Annotated in this window: 17 protein-coding genes and 1 pseudogene; 10 read left to right on the forward strand and 8 right to left on the reverse strand. The window is 37.1% G+C overall.

Annotated features, from left to right (window positions below; genetic code table 11):
* The first annotated feature begins 68 nt into the window (after positions 1 to 68).
* The 6 genes from OE105_RS04220 (at position 69) to OE105_RS04245 (ending at position 5,760) form a co-directional block, all read left to right on the forward strand.
* Positions 69 to 437, forward strand: coding sequence for a rhodanese-like domain-containing protein (locus OE105_RS04220; protein WP_275421492.1), 369 nt, complete (start codon positions 69 to 71; stop codon positions 435 to 437).
* A 519-nt stretch (positions 438 to 956) separates the two neighbouring features.
* Positions 957 to 3,428, forward strand: a complete 2,472-nt coding sequence (locus tag OE105_RS04225; protein WP_275421493.1) for a Lon protease family protein — start codon at positions 957 to 959, stop codon at positions 3,426 to 3,428.
* A gap of 90 nt (positions 3,429 to 3,518) precedes the next feature.
* Positions 3,519 to 4,274, forward strand: a complete 756-nt coding sequence (locus OE105_RS04230) for an exodeoxyribonuclease III (RefSeq protein WP_275421494.1) — start codon at positions 3,519 to 3,521, stop codon at positions 4,272 to 4,274.
* Between the two features lie 27 nt (positions 4,275 to 4,301).
* Positions 4,302 to 4,505 (forward strand): hypothetical protein, encoded by a 204-nt coding sequence (locus OE105_RS04235; RefSeq protein ID WP_275421495.1) that lies wholly within the window; start codon positions 4,302 to 4,304, stop codon positions 4,503 to 4,505.
* Between the two features lie 101 nt (positions 4,506 to 4,606).
* Positions 4,607 to 4,846, forward strand: a complete 240-nt coding sequence (locus OE105_RS04240) for a ferredoxin family protein (protein WP_275421496.1) — start codon at positions 4,607 to 4,609, stop codon at positions 4,844 to 4,846.
* A gap of 182 nt (positions 4,847 to 5,028) precedes the next feature.
* Positions 5,029 to 5,760, forward strand: coding sequence for a DegV family protein (locus OE105_RS04245; RefSeq protein WP_275421497.1), 732 nt, complete (start codon positions 5,029 to 5,031; stop codon positions 5,758 to 5,760).
* A gap of 191 nt (positions 5,761 to 5,951) precedes the next feature.
* Here OE105_RS04245 and OE105_RS04250 read toward each other — a convergent pair whose 3' ends face one another.
* From OE105_RS04250 to OE105_RS04260, 3 genes are all read right to left on the reverse strand, one after another.
* On the reverse strand, positions 5,952 to 7,043 hold the full coding sequence (locus tag OE105_RS04250; protein WP_275421498.1) for a CAP domain-containing protein: 1,092 nt from the start codon (positions 7,041 to 7,043) through the stop codon (positions 5,952 to 5,954).
* Between the two features lie 211 nt (positions 7,044 to 7,254).
* Positions 7,255 to 7,350, reverse strand: a complete 96-nt coding sequence (locus OE105_RS04255) for a YjcZ family sporulation protein (RefSeq protein ID WP_275419094.1) — start codon at positions 7,348 to 7,350, stop codon at positions 7,255 to 7,257.
* 84 nt (positions 7,351 to 7,434) lie between these two features.
* Complete coding sequence (locus OE105_RS04260) at positions 7,435 to 7,548, reverse strand: YjcZ family sporulation protein (protein ID WP_275421499.1); 114 nt, start codon at positions 7,546 to 7,548, stop codon at positions 7,435 to 7,437.
* Between the two features lie 310 nt (positions 7,549 to 7,858).
* Between OE105_RS04260 and OE105_RS04265 the strand changes: the two genes are divergently transcribed.
* Complete coding sequence (locus OE105_RS04265; RefSeq protein WP_275421500.1) at positions 7,859 to 9,025, forward strand: TraB/GumN family protein; 1,167 nt, start codon at positions 7,859 to 7,861, stop codon at positions 9,023 to 9,025.
* A gap of 79 nt (positions 9,026 to 9,104) precedes the next feature.
* Complete coding sequence (locus OE105_RS04270) at positions 9,105 to 9,917, forward strand: SDR family oxidoreductase (protein WP_275421501.1); 813 nt, start codon at positions 9,105 to 9,107, stop codon at positions 9,915 to 9,917.
* Positions 9,918 to 9,964: 47 nt separating this feature from the next.
* Here OE105_RS04270 and rlmN read toward each other — a convergent pair whose 3' ends face one another.
* A complete protein-coding gene (gene rlmN / locus OE105_RS04275; protein WP_275421502.1) occupies positions 9,965 to 11,026 on the reverse strand; it encodes a dual-specificity RNA methyltransferase RlmN in 1,062 nt (353 codons plus the stop codon).
* Positions 11,027 to 11,236: 210 nt separating this feature from the next.
* On the opposite strand from rlmN, the gene OE105_RS04280 reads away from it, so the two are divergent.
* Positions 11,237 to 12,154 carry an aldo/keto reductase gene (locus OE105_RS04280; protein ID WP_275421503.1) on the forward strand — a complete coding sequence of 306 codons (918 nt, stop codon included), beginning with the start codon at positions 11,237 to 11,239 and terminating at the stop codon, positions 12,152 to 12,154.
* Positions 12,155 to 12,481: 327 nt separating this feature from the next.
* Here the strand turns inward: OE105_RS04280 and OE105_RS04285 are convergent, their stop codons facing one another.
* The 4 genes and pseudogenes from OE105_RS04285 to OE105_RS04300 form a co-directional block, all read right to left on the reverse strand.
* Positions 12,482 to 13,345: a fructosamine kinase family protein gene (locus OE105_RS04285; RefSeq protein ID WP_275421504.1), complete on the reverse strand. Its 864-nt coding sequence runs from the start codon at positions 13,343 to 13,345 to the stop codon at positions 12,482 to 12,484.
* A gap of 717 nt (positions 13,346 to 14,062) precedes the next feature.
* Positions 14,063 to 14,623 carry a CDP-alcohol phosphatidyltransferase family protein gene (locus tag OE105_RS04290; protein ID WP_275421505.1) on the reverse strand — a complete coding sequence of 187 codons (561 nt, stop codon included), beginning with the start codon at positions 14,621 to 14,623 and terminating at the stop codon, positions 14,063 to 14,065.
* 483 nt (positions 14,624 to 15,106) lie between these two features.
* On the reverse strand, positions 15,107 to 15,418 hold the full coding sequence (locus OE105_RS04295) for a DUF2651 family protein (RefSeq protein WP_275421506.1): 312 nt from the start codon (positions 15,416 to 15,418) through the stop codon (positions 15,107 to 15,109).
* A gap of 512 nt (positions 15,419 to 15,930) precedes the next feature.
* Positions 15,931 to 16,696, reverse strand: a pseudogene (locus OE105_RS04300) (MerR family transcriptional regulator).
* A 209-nt stretch (positions 16,697 to 16,905) separates the two neighbouring features.
* Here OE105_RS04300 and OE105_RS04305 point away from each other — a divergent pair.
* Positions 16,906 to 17,538, forward strand: a complete 633-nt coding sequence (locus OE105_RS04305; protein WP_275421507.1) for a TetR/AcrR family transcriptional regulator — start codon at positions 16,906 to 16,908, stop codon at positions 17,536 to 17,538.

Raw genomic sequence — 17,538 nt, forward strand, 5'->3', positions numbered from 1 at the left:
TCATCCTATGGTATAATGGTCATTCGAAGTAGTTATGGAATTTATACGCAGCGAGGTGTAGGCAAGAAATGATTTATCTATTAATCATTTTAGGCATTCTTTTCATTGAACAGTTCTATAAACGATACGTTCCCATTCAAGGAATCGATTTTCGTGAGATTGATACAATTGATCGAAGGGAGGACATTGTACTCCTTGATATTCGAGATTATCAAGAGGCGGCAAAAGATGAAATTCCCGGCTCGATCAATATACCCTTTGCCTATTTAAAACGATTTTATCGGGAAATCCCAAACAAAAAGATTCATTTAATCGCTTCTAATTGTATGGAAAAAAATATTGGTGTTAGATACTTAAAAAAGTATGGTTTTTCCGTCCAATCGTATACAGTCAAGGAACAGAAATGTAAAAATTCCGTTGTATCTGTTTTTAACTGATTGATCTATTTCTGTTTCAAATCAATAATATTGGATAATTTTTTTAGTCGTTCAATCCTTCGATTATGTCAAACAATGAAGTTCCACGTTTCCGATCCATGGGTCAAGTAAAAAAGTAATTATCGAATTGGAGAAAACAAAGACGCACAATAAATGCCAAAAACAATAAACCATTTGAAATATCCTTTCTTAAACTGGAGACGGAGAAATGGAAGAAATCGAAGGGGAATTTCGGTTGGAAAAATAAAAGTGATAAAAATGGTTATACGTTAACATTCTCAATATTAATCGACATATAATGGTATTTTTTTACTCCAATTGGAAATCATCCTTTGGAGTTTTTGTTTTTGTTACAACAGAACCAATTGAAGAACATATTGGTTACGATTCCAAATCAATATCATTTAATTTTGATAATTTAAAAGGGTTTGAGACGGCTTTTGTCGAATGAATAGTAATGGGACTATCTTTCTCTCCGAAAGATCGATACATAAATTGCTTAACCAAGGGGTGGAAATTATGACTAAAAAAGTAAACAAAACCGATTTGGAAAAATATCGGGTTCCCTTTTCTTCCCTACGCTCGGAATGTGACGAACATATTTTCCCCTTCGAACGATCTTCGGAATTACCGAATTATACGGATGAAATGATTGGACAAAAACGCGCAGTTGATGCAATGGAATTCGGGCTGAATGTGGAACAGTCCGGCTATAACTTATTTGTTGCAGGTCCAATTGGGACGGGAAAATTGACCTTTACGAAAACAAGAGTATCCCAATTGGCAAAAAATCAACCGGTTCCAGAAGATTGGTGTTATGTATATAATTTTGAAAATCCTGATAGTCCATCAGCCATATCACTACCTGCTGGAATGGGCATCGATTTTCAACAACAAATCAACCGTTTATTAAAGAATATTGAACAGGAAATCATTCAAGTTTTCTCTAATGATGATTTTGAAAAACGAAAAAGAAAGATTATTGAAGAATATGAAAAGCAAGGGAAAGCATTCTGGAATGAATTGGAGAGGTTTGCTGCTGAACTTTCCTTTAAAGTAGAGCGGACTCAAACGGGCATTCAATCTTATCCCATTATAGATGGAAAACCCCTCGGAACAAATGAATTTAATCAATTGTCCGAAGAAGAAAAGAAAAAAATTACTGAAAAGGGAAAGCAAGTTCAAGAAAAAATTCGGGAAACGGTTTCTTATATTCATAAAATTGAGGATAAAGTTAGGAAAAGTATCGACTTGTTTGCGAAACAATCCGTATCCTATGCGATTGAAGGATATTTCCAACCACTTTATGAAAAATATGCAGAATTTCCGAAAGTGGTCGAGTACTTAAAACATTATTTTCAAGATGTGGTTGAACACTTCACTTTGTTTATTGATGATAATGATAGTATAGATCCGTCCTTTCCAATATTATTTCCAAAAAACAAAAAAGTAGAATTAACCCGCTACACCGTTAATCTATTTATCAATAATAAACAATTGAAGGGGGCACCGGTCGTATATGAAACGAATCCGACCTTTCAAAATTTATTCGGAAAGATCGAATATAAAGGTGCCTTCGGAAGTTACATTACCGATTTTACCCAAATTAAACCAGGAGCCCTCCAACGTGCTAACGGAGGATATTTGATTTTGCAAGCGACGGAATTATTGCAACAACCAAATTCATGGTCCCTATTGAAACGAATGTTACAAATGAAAAGAGTACAAATTGAAAATCCTTTCGAAGATCGGCTTGTTTTCCCAACAAGTAGTATGAAACCCGAACCAATCCCGCTCAATGTAAAAGTCATATTAATCGGATCTTATACGATTTACGAATTATTGGCGAGATACGATGAAGAATTTCATAAATTATTTAAAGTGAAAGTGGAATTCGATACTGAAATGGATAAATCGAAGGAAAATCAATTAAAAATGGCAAATTTCGTCAAAAAATTTGCCGAAAAGGAAGGTTTATTACCGTTTCATCGACGAGCGATTGCGAAAATTGTCGATTATAGCTCCCGTTTAGTTGATGATCAAGAAAAACTATCTACCCGATTCCAAGATATTACGAAAATTCTCGTCGAGTCCAATTACTGGGCGAAAAAACTCGGAGCGGATTGTGTAGAAGATACCCATGTGTATAAAGCGTTACAAGAGGAAAAATCAAGGAATAATCGGATAGCGGAGAAGTTTTTGGAAATGATCCGAAAGGGGACCATTATGGTTGAAGTAACCGGTGAGCGGGTTGGACAAATCAATGGTCTCGCCGTGATGGGAACAAGGGATTATTTATTTGGGATTCCTAGTAAAATTACTGCCCAAACATATGTCGGAAAAAGTGGAATCGTTAATATTGAAAGGGAAACATCTTTAAGTGGTCAAATCCACCATAAAGGATTGCTTATATTAATCGGTTATTTGTCAGGAACCTTTGCGAAAAATCGACCGTTACCACTTTCTGCGAGTATTACCTTTGAACAAACGTATAGTATCGTCGATGGCGATAGTGCCTCCAGTACAGAACTGTATGTCCTTCTTTCCTCGTTGGCAAATGTTCCGATCAAACAAGGGATTGCTGTAACCGGATCGGTAAACCAATGGGGAGAAGTTCAGCCAATTGGTGGAGTCAACGAGAAAATTGAAGGTTTTTATAACGTTTGTAAAGAAAAGGGATTAACCGGTGAACAGGGAGTGATTATTCCGAAGCAAAATATTAAAAACTTGATGCTTGATGAAGAAGTGGTAGAAGCGGTACAGGCAGGTAAATTTCATATTTGGGCTGTGGAAAATATCGCAGAAGGAATCGAAATTTTAACGGGTATGAAAGCTGGAAACATACCGAATGAAAAGGGTGAATTCCCAGAAGGTACGGTATTTCACTGGGTACAGAAACGAATTGATGAAATGTATACGTATTTTGAAAAAAATCAGCAAAGGAAGGTGGACCAGGAACAAAGGGATGCGGAGGAACGAATCAAAATGTAATTTGTTTTTCCTCCTTTCCAATGTGTCCATTGCTTTTTTAAGATAAAAAGATCAAATCTAGGATTATGACAACGAGATAGGGGTATTTAAATGAAACTAATTAGCTGGAACGTTAACGGATTGCGCGCGTGCATCAAAAAGGGATTTCTCGATTATTTTCATCAAATCAATGCGGATTTTTTCTGTATACAGGAGACGAAACTACAAGAAAATCAAATACAATTAGATCTTCCAGGTTATTGGCAATATTGGAATTATGCGGAAAGGAAGGGGTATTCAGGAACGGCGGTTTTCACCAAACGAAAACCACTGTCCGTATCCTACGGATTTTCCGAAGAGGAGTCAGAAGAGGAAGGTCGAATCATTACTTTGGAATACGACCATTTCTATTTAGTTAATGTGTATACACCGAATTCCAAAAGAGATTTGACAAGGCTTCCTTATCGATTGGAATGGGAAGAACGAATGCGCGATTATCTTACGACTTTGGATCAGCGGAAACCTGTCATCTATTGTGGAGATTTGAATGTCGCCCATAAGGAAATCGATTTGAAAAATGCAAAGACCAATGTCGGAAATTCCGGATTCACCGATGAAGAACGGGAAAAAATGACCCAGCTACTCGAAGCCGGTTTCATCGATACGTTCCGTTACTTTTATCCAAATGTAACGGATCGATATACGTGGTGGTCCTATATGCGAAACGTTCGGGAGAGGAATATCGGTTGGCGAATTGACTATTTTCTCGTGTCCGATCGATTGAAAGATGTGCTCGTCGATGCTGAAATTCATTCGGACGTTTACGGAAGCGATCATTGTCCAATCTTGTTACATATTAACCTTTAACGATGAACAAAAAGAAGGGGATTGTATATGAAATTTGGTGTGAGAAAACCTAGTCTCCGCAAACGGTTATCCGCCCGAACGAGCGTGAAGCGGCAACTTGTTCATCGAATGGGTATAAAAATGCCAAAGGGATATGGTTGGATAAGAAATCCGAAAAAATATGCCTACAATAAAGTATACCGGCGGACGACTTTCGATCTGTTTTCTTTGTTGAAAAAACTATTCAAATAATTGTAGCATCCGTATTGGAAAATGAACAGATCGATTTTAACATACTTATGGTATATGGGTAATATGATAAATTACAAATTATTATAAAAGGGGAGATGTCTATGGCTTATGTCATTACTTCCGCATGTCGTGACGAAAAAGCAGCTGAATGTGTAGAAGTTTGTCCTGTCGATTGTATCCATGAAGGGGAAGATATGTATTATATCGATCCCGATGTATGTATCGACTGTGGGGCTTGTGAAAGTGTCTGCCCTGTCCAAGCAATTTTTTACGAAGAAGAATTGCCTGAAGAAGAAAAAATATATTTGGAAAAGGCAAGGAAATTCTTTTCCGGGGATTAAATCTTTCCCCTTCTATTGCACCGTTATATACGGTGTTTTATTCTTGTAAACAAAAAGGTTTCACAAAATAAAGGATAAGGCAAGCTCAATTAAGAATCGCTCGAAAATCGTTGATATCGTTTTCGTACATAGGGATCAAACGAAATAGAAAGAAATTCAGCAATGAAGAGAGGAGAATCACGATGGGAAAGATCAAGATAACATGTGACATTACAGCAGATTTATCTAAAGAACAGATGCAAACATGTGATATTGATACGATGCCACTTTATATCCATTTGGATGATAAATCGTACAAAGATCGTATCGATATTCAACCGGAGGACATTTACGAATTTGCGAACAAAACGGGCCGGTTGCCAAAAACAGCAGCGGCTTCCATTCAAGAGTATACGGATTTTTTCGGGCGATTTGCGGAAAACTATGATGCTGTGATTCATATTAGTTTAGGGTCCGATTTCTCTAGTACCCACTTAAATGCGAAATTAGCGGCTGAGCAATTTTCAAATGTATACGTGATCGATTCAATGAATTTGTCAACTGGGACAGGTCACCTCGTTTTGGAAGCTTGTTCGCTACGGGAACAAGGACTAGAGGCGGAACAAATCGTTGAGAAAGTAAAGGAAATCGTTCCAAAAGTCGAAGCGAGTTTTGTCATCGACACGTTGGACTATTTAAAGATGGGTGGAAGATGTTCGGCAATGACCGCCTTCAGTGCGAATTTATTAAATATAAAACCAAATATTGAAGTGATTGACGGGAAAATGGAGGTTGGAAAAAAATATCGGGGAAAAATAGAAAAATCCCTCCATAAATATGTGACGGACCGTTTAAAGGGCCGGGATGATATACGGTTAGATCGAATTTTTATTACACATTCGGGAATCGCTCCTGAAATTGTTGAACATGTTTGAAAACGGATAAACGAATACCAAAATTTTTCAGAAATTATTGTGACCCGGGCATCTTGTACCATTTCCAGCCATTGTGGGCCGAATACCCTTGGAATATTATTTATCCGAAAATAAACTGAAATGGATCCATCCTATAGGTAGTGCACCTTTTTCTTTAAGGTGCATTTTTTTTGAAATGAAACTAAAATCCATTATTTTGCATAAAATTTTTGAGTGAAGTAAGGGTGTTGTACTTCATTAAATGCAACACCTACACCGGTATATTCAAAGTTCTTTTGTAAAATATTTTCCCGATGTCCCTTGGAATTCATTAACCCTTCGTGGGCATATATACTACTAAATTGCCCGTAAGCTAAATTTTCCCCTGCGATGATATAAGAAATCGCATCCGCCTTTAATCGATCAAAGGGGGATTCTCCCTTTAAATTCACATGGCTAAAATAACCGTTTATTGCCATATCTTCACTATGTTTTCTTGCCACCTTTCGCACATCTTTATCCCAAATTAATGGATGCAAACCGTATTTTACCCGTTCTGCGTTCACCAAGTCGAATAGCTGATATTCAAATCCTTCAATTAACGTCTGATTTACTTCTGGATAAATATTGTTTTTTTTGTTTTCCAAATTTGCACTAATTATTTGAACGGCTCGGACGGTTTCTTTTTCAAATTTGTCGTAAAATATCGTGATAAAATTTCCGTCCATTTGAAACAGATCATAATGGCGATTTTCTGGTAATTTGTACAGAATTCGCCCTTTTCGAATTTCTTCCAACGGTGTACCCAATAGATTTCTCGTATCTTCCTTTGTCCAACCTGCTTTCACACCTACCGATGATGAAATTAAGGGTTGGTTTGTATAAATACCGGCCACTTTGCCACTTTGATCATAGGAAATCATAAGAAAATTTCGATAATTCTCATGATATGCATGCCAATTCACACCGTATTCATTTAATGAGATTCGCTCGGGTTTTCCGACCCGTTTTTCCACCTCATCCTTCAACTCACCGATTTCAATGTTGTAAACAGAAATTGGTTGGGATGAGGGTTGAATCGCCTGTTCCTTTTCTTCCACATCTTCATCCGAATGTATATTTATGCCCAATCGACTAAGAAAACGGTTGAAGGATGCTTTGGCCGACTCCAAATCTACCTTTTCCTTCAGTTGGGAGACTCCTTTTTGTACTTGGGAGACAAAGGTATTTAAGTCCTTTACTTCATTTGTATTTGCAACGAAGAATAAGATAAATAGGGCAAAAAGTAAAAGTACCTTTCTCATCCTCACATCCTCACTTCCGTTTTTTGTCGATTGTATTTCTATTATACTACAACGAACATACCTTCTAAACGTATATGTTTGCAAAAGGACTGCAGAAGGAAAGGAAAAGGCTAATAGTGAAATCATTTTTTAAATGTATAGGGATGTCTACAAACCGAATCAACGATTTATGAGACATCCCTGATATTAAAATATAGTTTCCTTTATGTTTTTAAAACCAAGCAGCCCCAACGATGATGAGCAAAATGAAGAGAACGACGATTAACGGAAACCATCTTCCTCCTCCGTATCCCCCACAATAAGGCATTCCATAACCATAGCAACAAGCGTTATTCGGTCCATAATAACCGTATCCCATATTCATTCCTCCTTAATCAAGTATATTCAGAAATTAATACCAACCGACAAAAGCCGCTCCCACAATAATTAACAAGATAAACAACACGACAATGAGAGCGAACCCTCCGCCGCAACCTACTCCTGCTCCAGAAACTGTGCCACTCACAGCTAACACCTCCTAGCCATTTGTTAATAATGTATGCATTAGGAAAAAAAAGGTTGGGGCCATTTGCCTAATTTTGTGACAATGGGCGTGGAATCCGCTGAGTAAGAAGATGGATCACCCAGTTTTTAATTTATTCGTTTTGACTAAAAGTGAATGGGCACAGGTACTATGGGAGGGGCAGGAAACATAGACCTTGCACTGATCTTTTTTGGGTGATTGAAAACTGATAAGGAATTTTTCTTTTCTTGTCTCTCTTTTTTTTGTATGATTAAAGAACGAAGACTTGAAATTCAGTAAGGGAAGGGAATTTATGAGTGAAGAACATGTGACAAGATTAGTTATAAATGATAAAGAATATATTTTTATCGGGACGGCCCATGTTTCGAAAACGAGTGCGGAACTGGTAAAAAAAACGATTGACGAAGAGCAACCGGATTCAGTTTGTGTTGAATTGGACAAACAAAGATATGATTCTATTCAGAACGGTGCAAAGTGGAAGGAAATGGATATTTTTACCGTCATTAAAGAAAAGAAAGCAACCCTTTTGTTTATTAATCTTGCCCTGTCCTCTTTTCAAAAACGGATGGCGAACCAGTTTGGCATTCAACCTGGTCAAGAAATGATTCAGGGGATTGAATCGGCTAAGGAAGTGGGGGCAAAACTCGTTTTAGCTGATCGAAATATACAGACGACCTTTTCTCGCATTTGGCACCAATTGGATTGGAAGGGGAAAATGCTTTTATTAATGGAAGTGGTCGGAGGTATATTTTCGAAGGAAACGATTACCGAGGAAGAGTTGGAAAAACTGAAATCTGAAGATATGATCCATTCGGTGTTACAAGAATTTACCGATCATTTTCCGAAGTTGAAAAAACCGTTAATTGATGAACGAGACCAATATTTAGCAGAAAAAATTAAACAGGCTCCAGGTAAGAAAGTGGTTGCCGTATTAGGTGCGGCCCATGTTCCGGGGGTGTTAAGGGAAATTGAAAAGGAACATGATTTACGTAAATTGACGGAAGTTCCACCGAAATCGAAGAAACCGAAAGTAATCGCTTGGGCCATCCCTCTCATTATTATCGGATTAATTGTTTATTCATTTTTAACGAATCCATCGACCGGGTTTCAACAAATGGTTAGTTGGCTTCTTTGGAACGGAAGTCTTTCTGCCATAGGGGCTGCAGCTGCATTCGCCCACCCATTGGCGATTTTAACTGCCTTTGTCGCCGCTCCAATCACTTCACTTAATCCGTTTTTAGCAGCCGGGTGGTTTGCAGGATTTGTTCAAGCGATCGTCCGTAAACCGAATGTACAAGATTTTGAAAACATGTCGGAGGATGTAACGACCGTTAAAGGTTTTTGGAAAAACAAAGTGACTCGGATTTTATTAATTATTATTTTAGCAAACATAGGAAGCTCCCTCGGTACATTTATCGGTGGTGCAGACGTTGTTCGGCTATTTTTTAAACAATTTTAAGTATGACAATTCAAGGATCGTCCGCATATTTGCTGGACGACTTTTTCTTTACAAATGAGGGTTTGGGAGGGTGATGGAAATGAAAATCGTGTTGATTACCGGTGCAGGCAGTGGCTTTGGATTGGAAACGACAAGATGGTTGGCAAACAAAGGCTACTATGTGATCGCTACCGTCAGATCCTTGGAGCGAGCGGGGGATTTGTTAAATCGAAAAGAAGAAAATATTGAAGTTTTGGAAATGGATGTGACCGACGAAGCCCAAGTGGCAAAGGTTCGAAGTAATCTTGAAAAAACCTTTGGAAAACTGGATGTCTTGATCAATAATGCTGGCTATTCCCAAGGGGGATTTTTAGAGTATTTATCACTGGACGATTGGAAAAAGCAGTTTGAAACAAATTTTTTCGGAGTTGTGCAAGTCACAAAAACATTTCTACCATTCATACGAAAAAGTGATAAAGGAAAAATAATAAATATTTCAAGTATTAGTGGCTTTTTCGGGTTCCCCGGGCTGGCACCGTACGTTTCGTCCAAATTTGCTTTAGAAGGTTTTAGTGAAAGTTTACGTCTTGAATTAAAACATGAACAGATTTCCGTATCCGTCGTTCAACCTGCGTCGTTTCGGACGAATATTTGGAAAAAGGGAATGGAATCGGTTCCGCCGATGGAACACCCCTTAAACTATCAAAAAAATCTGTTCAAAGAAAGTACAAAATCGATGGAAAAAGGTCAGGATCCTTCTGAAGTCGCTCGTATCATCGGAAAAATATGTGAAAGTTCTCGACCCCGTTTCCGTTATCGGGTAGGAAAGGGAGCCAGAACCCTCGCATTTTTCAAATCCGTTCTTCCATGGTATATGGTGGAATGGGTTGTGCATAAAAAATTGGAAGAATAAAAATGAACGCGCAAAATGGAATATCCATGTATTGCGCGTTTTATACATTATTTTGCTTTCTTCAATTGTTTACTTCGCAATTGGCCACACGCCGCATCGATATCGGTTCCGTGCTCTTGACGAATCACACAATTGACCCCGTTTTTCTTTAACGTATCGTAAAATTTAAGAATTGCCTCTTTTTCACTTCGTTCATAATGGATGTGTTCGTTCACCGGATTGTATGGAATCAAGTTTACATAGGAAAGGTGACGAATGTCCTTTAATAAATTTGCCAATTGTTGGGCTTCCTCTACATGGTCATTGACATCCTTCAGCATAATATACTCAAAGGTAACCCGCCGATTTGTCTTGTCTAAATAATAGCGGATGGCTTCCATTAGTTTTTTAATCGGATAGGCACGGTTGATTTTCATAATCGATGAACGCAATTCGTCATTTGGCGCATGTAAAGAGATCGCTAAATTCACTTGCAAATCAAAATCAGCAAATTCGTAAATTTTCGGAACGATGCCACTAGTCGATACGGTAATATGACGGGCACCGATGGCCAATCCCTTCGCGTGGTTAATCGTTTTTAAAAACCTCGTTAAATTTCCAAAATTATCAAAGGGTTCACCAATTCCCATCACAACAACGTGGCTGACTCGATTTCCATTTTCCGTTTCATCTAAATACCGTTGAACGAGCAAAATTTGTTCAACGATCTCACCCGCTGATAAATCTCGATTTTTTTTCAATATACCACTAGCGCAAAAGGAACAACCAATATTACAACCAACTTGAGTCGTTACACAAACGCTCAGTCCGTATTTTTGACGCATCAACACTGTTTCAATAATATTACCGTCGTTCAAACGGAATAAAAATTTAACCGTTCCATCAGAAGAAACTTGTCGAATTTCTTCCTTCATCGTATGGAAGACAAAGTTTTGACTTAATAATTGAAGGGTGTCTTTATTGACATTGGTCATATCGGAAAAGTCGGTTACCCGTTTTCGATACAGCCATTCCCACACTTGGGTCGCCCGAAATTTCTTTTGATCGTGTTCAATCATCCAATCCGTTAGATCTTCAAAAGTTAAATTATAAATGGATTCACTATTCATTAAAAACCCTCATTTCATCGGTTACTTTCCAAATTATAATCGAATAATCTTCCTTTTTCCATTAGTATTTCCGACCATTTCTCTATTTTAACTGAATAAACTTGCCATTTTCAACGGTTTTGATTGGAAGAAGGGAAGCGAAAGGAAGTTCGCATCCGATTTTAAAAAATGATAAAATAATCCTATTGTATGCGAAAGGAAGTGAATCGATTGAAAAAGATGAAATTAGGAACGAGCGATTTAGAAGTATCGAATCTAGTTCTCGGATGTATGCGTATGAATGAGCTAGATTCGATCGAAGCGAGTAAGGTGATTCATCAGGCGTTGGATGTAGGAATCAACTTTTTCGACCATGCGGATATATATGGTGGCGGGAGATCGGAGGAAATATTTGCCGAGGCGATCGGGATGAAACCGTCCGTTCGGGAAAACGTTATTTTGCAAACGAAGGCAGGCATACGGAAAGGGTATTATGATTTTTCCAAGGAACATTTATTGAAGTCCGTTGACGGCAGTTTAAAACGGTTGAAAACAGACTATATCGACTTGTTTTTATTACATCGTCCAGATGCCCTCGTTGAACCGGAAGAGGTTGCAGAAGCTTTCCAAATATTAAAGGATAGCGGGAAGGTTAGATATTTTGGTGTAAGCAATCATACCCCGTATCAAATCGAGCTTTTGAAAAAATACGTTGGCGAAGAAATAATTGTCAATCAATTACAATTTGGGATTATGCATACGAATATGATCGATACGGGCATTCAAATGAATACGAAATTTGAAAATGCAGTAGACCGAGACGGCCATGTTTTAGATTATTGTCGATTACATAATATAACCGTTCAAGCATGGTCACCATTCCAATACGGGTTTTTTGAAGGTGTTTTTATCGACAATGAAAAATTCCCTGAATTAAATCAAACATTAAAAAGGATCGGTGAGAAATACGGTTTATCCAAAACCGCCTTGGCCATCGCATGGATTTTACGTCACCCGGCGAAAATTCAACCGATTATCGGTTCCATGAATCCGAATCGAATTAAAGACATTTCAACCGCTTCCGAAGTAGTAATTACGAGGGAGGAGTGGTATGAAATTTATCGCTCGGCAGGCAACCGTTTGCCTTAAGCTAAAGGGCCATTCTTTCCAATATATGGATGAATGTTGCAAGTTAACCAATCGATCTATTATTTGTTCTGACTAAAAACGGGTGTGGAAATTCCTTTCGATTAAAATTTAAATCCCCACATTTCTTTCGTGGGGATGATTTTCAAATATGAATCATCGAACGTGGATATTATAATTTGAAAAATGTGAGAAACTAACAATCACTCTGTTTGATAAAGGAATAAGTTTTTCAATGATTTCGTTGACATATGTAATGAACCTTACTCCCGTTCGATTTGATGATCATGCATCACTTTCGGAAAATAGATAGCTAGAAAAAGATTCTCCTTAACCGGTATATCGTTCAATAATTTGTTTCACCGGTTGAAAATACGTTTTTCCAAATAAATTGAGATGAACAAGTAAATAAAACAATTGATACAAAGCTTTTCGTTCCTCATATTCTTTCGGAATCGGATGTATTTCCCGATAGCTTGCGTAAAACGCGGAAGGAAAACCACCGAATAATTGTGTAAAAGCTAATTCGAATTCAAAATGTCCATAAAAGACAGCTGGATCGATTAAATACGGGATTCCATTTTTCCCTGCAATCCAATTTCCACCCCAAAGATCTCCGTGTAAAAGGGAGGGAGCGACGTCCTTTGGAATCCAGCGATCGAAGTTTTCCAATAAAATCTCTGCCTTTTTTCGCACATCGAGCGGCAAATAGCCCTTTTGTTCTGCAGACCTGATTTGAGGCAGGAATCTTTGGTTGCGTAAATAGTCAATCCAGTTGGAAAACCATCCGTTTTTTTGTTTGATCATCCCGATGTAATTATCCTTTTCAAATCCGAATGCGGGCCCTAATGTTTGATGCATTTGTGCAACTTTTTCACCGAGTAATTGCGGGGTATCTTTCGTTTTTTCCCCACTGATCCATTCCATCACTAAAAATCCGTACGTTTCCGTCTCTTTCACACCATAACAAGAGGGCACTGCAATCGTGTTCGTCGCACGAATCGTTTCCAATCCTAGTTTTTCAAGGGAGAAAAATTGGGGAGGAATGGATTTTCGGTATTTCACAAAATATTCCCCTTGAGCACTTCGCACATAAAACGTATCATTGATGTCTCCCCCATAAACCCGGCGCCAATGGGAAATCGGTGATCGGTCTGCAATCCACCGTATCGCTTCATATAATAAATCTTCCATTATTGTAACACCTCTTTTGACTTAGGAAAGGAGTCGAAGAATCGGGTTCCTTTATTTTTTCTGTATATTAACTATTATACTGTCTTTTTCTTATCAAGCGTAGTGAATGGGAAAAGAATGAATCCGAATTATTTTTAAAAATGGTATATTTTTTAACTTGTTCACCCTTTGAAAAAACATTACCAAGGACACTATTTTAGAATGAACGAAATCGTAGACGGTGCACTTTCATTTGCGGATGGGAAAGGATGAAACGCTCAAGGATAGAATCAAACATTCCCTACCCATTCGTTTTTCTTCACTCAATCAGTTAGAAAAATCTAAATTCGGGTAAACGAAAAACAGTGATTAGAGACGGAGGATGAAAAGGAAGATTATTATCAATTGACTTACATAACACCGGATGATTACATGTTTCAAATCACCTGCGTTAACGAACAATGAATTCATTTGAGTCGATGAAATCGGATGAAAATCGGGGTGAAAAAGGATGAGAAATGTATAAGTGTGTTGGAATCATCATCGTCTTCGAAACCGGGATTGGAAAACGCTTTTTAAAATTAAGGCCTAAAGAGTGAAGGGAGAGCAAAATCTTTAGGCCTATTTGTTCATTGGTCATCTAACGAAAATACGGACATTTTTTTCGGATATACTTTTGTTCTGGAACGATCGGAGGAGAATATATCGAATGGTGAATAGACTTCTTAAATTATTGAATTAGTTTCGATATAGGCGATTATATTCTGGAATATACAAAATGAAGGATAAGGACAAAAAGATGAAAGTAATCCCCATCAACAACTGGGCAATATTCGGTTGTATGTTAGGAAAGGCGACTAAAAAGACCATAGTCACGTAAAAAATAAAGGTAGAAAGCTTTCCAAACCATTGGGCTCCGTCCAATTTTTTCCCTCTTCGTAATAGAATAAGACCATTGATCCCCATATACAATTCTTTGATGACAAACAAAGTAATTAAAATCCAAATAAATTTATATTTAATTGTTAAACAAAAAGCAATGGCTGCTTGAGTTAATTTATCTGCAATCGGATCCAATGCTTTCCCAATTTCGGTAATTTGATTAAAGGTTCTTGCGATCAATCCATCGAAAAGATCCGTTAAACCGGATAATAAAATGATGGAGGAGGCGATGAAATAATCCCGTTCATCAGTTGCATTTATGTACAGGAAAATAAAAATTGGGATAAGAAGGAGCCGGACGAAGGATAAAATGTTCGGTATGGAAAATATTTCTTTAAATGATCCTTGCACAATCATTCCTCCAAAATATGTAAATTGCTTTACTTTCCTTATTTTATACGATTCGTTAATAGAAAACTACCCTTTTGCCCATTTGTAGTAAAAAAAATGAAATAAACAATATTCATTTTATTAGAAATATTTACACAGAACGGTCTGTTTGGGATAATAAATCGTATGTTATGTGAAAAGTGGGGGGATTGAATTAGGGAAAAATATTTTAGAAAAAATATGAGTGGAAAGGGCAGTTAAAATAGAAACGGGGACAGTTAAAACAGGAAAACCCCTGCTAATTATCATGGGGAAAGATTAAAAGGAAAGACCTAAAAAATGCTGGAGATCAACATTTTTCAGGTCTTTATTTTTAATTCCTTTGGACACTTTTTCACCTTTTTTTCCTTTTAAGCTGTTTGTGAATATCAATGTTGCACGGTCATTTAGTAATGGTTCCCAATCCTTTTGGAAACGGATAAATTTCAAAGGCAACCTACTTTGAAAAGTTTAGTTCTTTTTAAAAATCGAACCGATTGCATTTCCTATGAAGGCTACAATAGTATATACAATTATATAACCCCAAGCAGAAGTATTATAGTGTATAAACATTGTCAAGGCAAATAGGGTACCGACGAAAATGGAAAATAAGAAATGAAATCCGTTTTTGATTCCAAATATGATTGATATAATGAGGCATGTTAGTGGAAAAACGATAACGATATTTGCAATGTAATCGGCATTTTTCTCGAATATAGGTAATGTGAAAAAGACGATTGCACAAATGAGTAAATACGGTACCATTTTTTTCAACGATTCCATATTTTCCCTCCTTTCATTCGCTCCAATGTTCATTTGTTCAACACGTGAAATGGGGCTATAGGTGGGCAAGGAGCGTTCGATAATCACGTTAACGTAGAAACATTGGGCACATGATAATTGTTTTAGAAAATTTGCTATAAATTTTTTTTTTAATGATCTTTTGAAATCCAATGTACTCGACAATGTTTCTTTTTCATTTTTTTAGACGTTTCATATTTTGAAAAGTTGCTCTTTTACGGTCGTTCAAAGAAAATTTTTTTTTGAAAATTTAGATGAACCCGATTAGAAAAAGGGCATTTATTTGAAAAAGAGGACAAGAAGGAAAAAATATTGGGGGTTGGAAAAATTTGAAGAAATTGATAGAAAAGTTTGAAATTCCTATAAATGAACATAGAAATTATATGAATTGCAAAGTGTTTAGAAAATAAAGATTATAATAATTGATAAAAAATGGGTCAAAGGAAGGCTTCCCGTTTCCTTTAACCCATTGGAATCTACTCATATCGATTTTTTTACTTTCTTATTCCGGTATAATAATGAATTGCTTCCCGTAAAAACTCCGCTGCACCAGGTGCAATTTTATCATAATAGGCTTTGAATCGTTCATCTTCCACGTACATGTCAGCAAGGCCTGCATGGGCTTCTTTACTATAGGTGTCCCAATAAAAACTAATCCACTGTTTATGGAGACTTGCGGTTTTCTGAGCCAATTCGCCCTTTGGATCGCCCGTTTCAATTGCTTGAGCTAATGTTTCGTTAATTTGTTCTGATAAATTTGTTATCGTTTCATAATCCTTTTTACTCATGTTTAACAGTTTTTCATTAGTGGCATCTACTTTTTCATCGCCATACTTCGCCCGGGCTTCCTTTCCGTACGTTTTCTCATTTTCCTGTACCAACGCTTTTTTAAAGCCTTCAAATTTTTCCTGATCAGACATTTTTCTTCCTCCTTCAAATTCAAGTAATGTATTGTCGATGTTTTTCAATAAACGATCGATCTGTTCGCGCTTTTCTAATAGTTTTTCCCGATGTTCCTTCAGTGCAGCAATTGGATCGAAGGATGGGTTCGATACGATTTCTTTAATTCGATCTAGACACACCCCTAACTCCCGATAAAATAAGATTTGTTGCAGTTTTTCCACTTCTTTTTTTTCCGTAAATTCGATATCCTGAAGAGTTAATTCGGGAAGGTTTTAGTAAATTAATTTCGTCATAATATCGTAATGTCCGTGTACTAACGCCTGCTAATCTGGCCAAGTTTTGAATCGTATATTCCATCATATCACCTCCTAACATCCATCACTTTACACCTTTACGTAACGTCAATGTCAAGTGGGTCGGGGTTCCGGTTCTTTTGGCCCACCTGGGTCAAGGTTCCGGTTCCTTTGACCCACTTCGACCCGCTTTGGCGTCTTGACCACTGTGGTCTAGTTTGGTAAGATGGATTTAGACCGTATTGGTCGATTTATTCAAAAAGGAGGGATACAGTGTCAGAACGATTTGAAAAATTACCTCGTGAAAAGCAGTTGCGTATTCTAAATGCCTCCTTCAAACAGTTTGCCGAAAATGGATTTGAAAAAGCTTCGACGAATGAAATCGTTAAAGAAGCCGGTATTGGAAAAGGGATGTTGTTTTATTATTTTGGAAGTAAAAAGGAATTATATGATTATTTGATGAATTATGCCCTAGATACATTTATGGAACAATTTTTGAATACAATCGATGATACAATTTATGATCTGCTTGATCGAATCACGCATATATCCCGTTTGAAAATGAAGTTTTATATGAAATATCCGGAATTAAGCAAATTTATTACTTCAGAACTTTTGCGCGGGGATATGAAACTGTCCGATGAACTTAATGAAAAACTAAATCGGGTGATTCAAATCGGAAATTCAAAAATGTATGATCATTTAACGGTCTATGAGGATCAACTTCGGGAAGGAATCGATGGGAAAAAAGTGTATCGGATCATCGAGTGGGTCATTCAAGGGTACCAAAATGACTTATTACAGATGATTAAAGGAAAAAATATTGAAGAGGTCGATTTTAATCAGTATTGGGAAGAATTCGAGGAATATTTGAAAATATTGAAAACTTCCTTTTATAAAGAATAG

Origin of the sequence: Fervidibacillus halotolerans, assembly GCF_026547205.1 — a bacterium.
GTDB lineage: Bacteria > Bacillota > Bacilli > Bacillales > Caldibacillaceae > Fervidibacillus > Fervidibacillus halotolerans.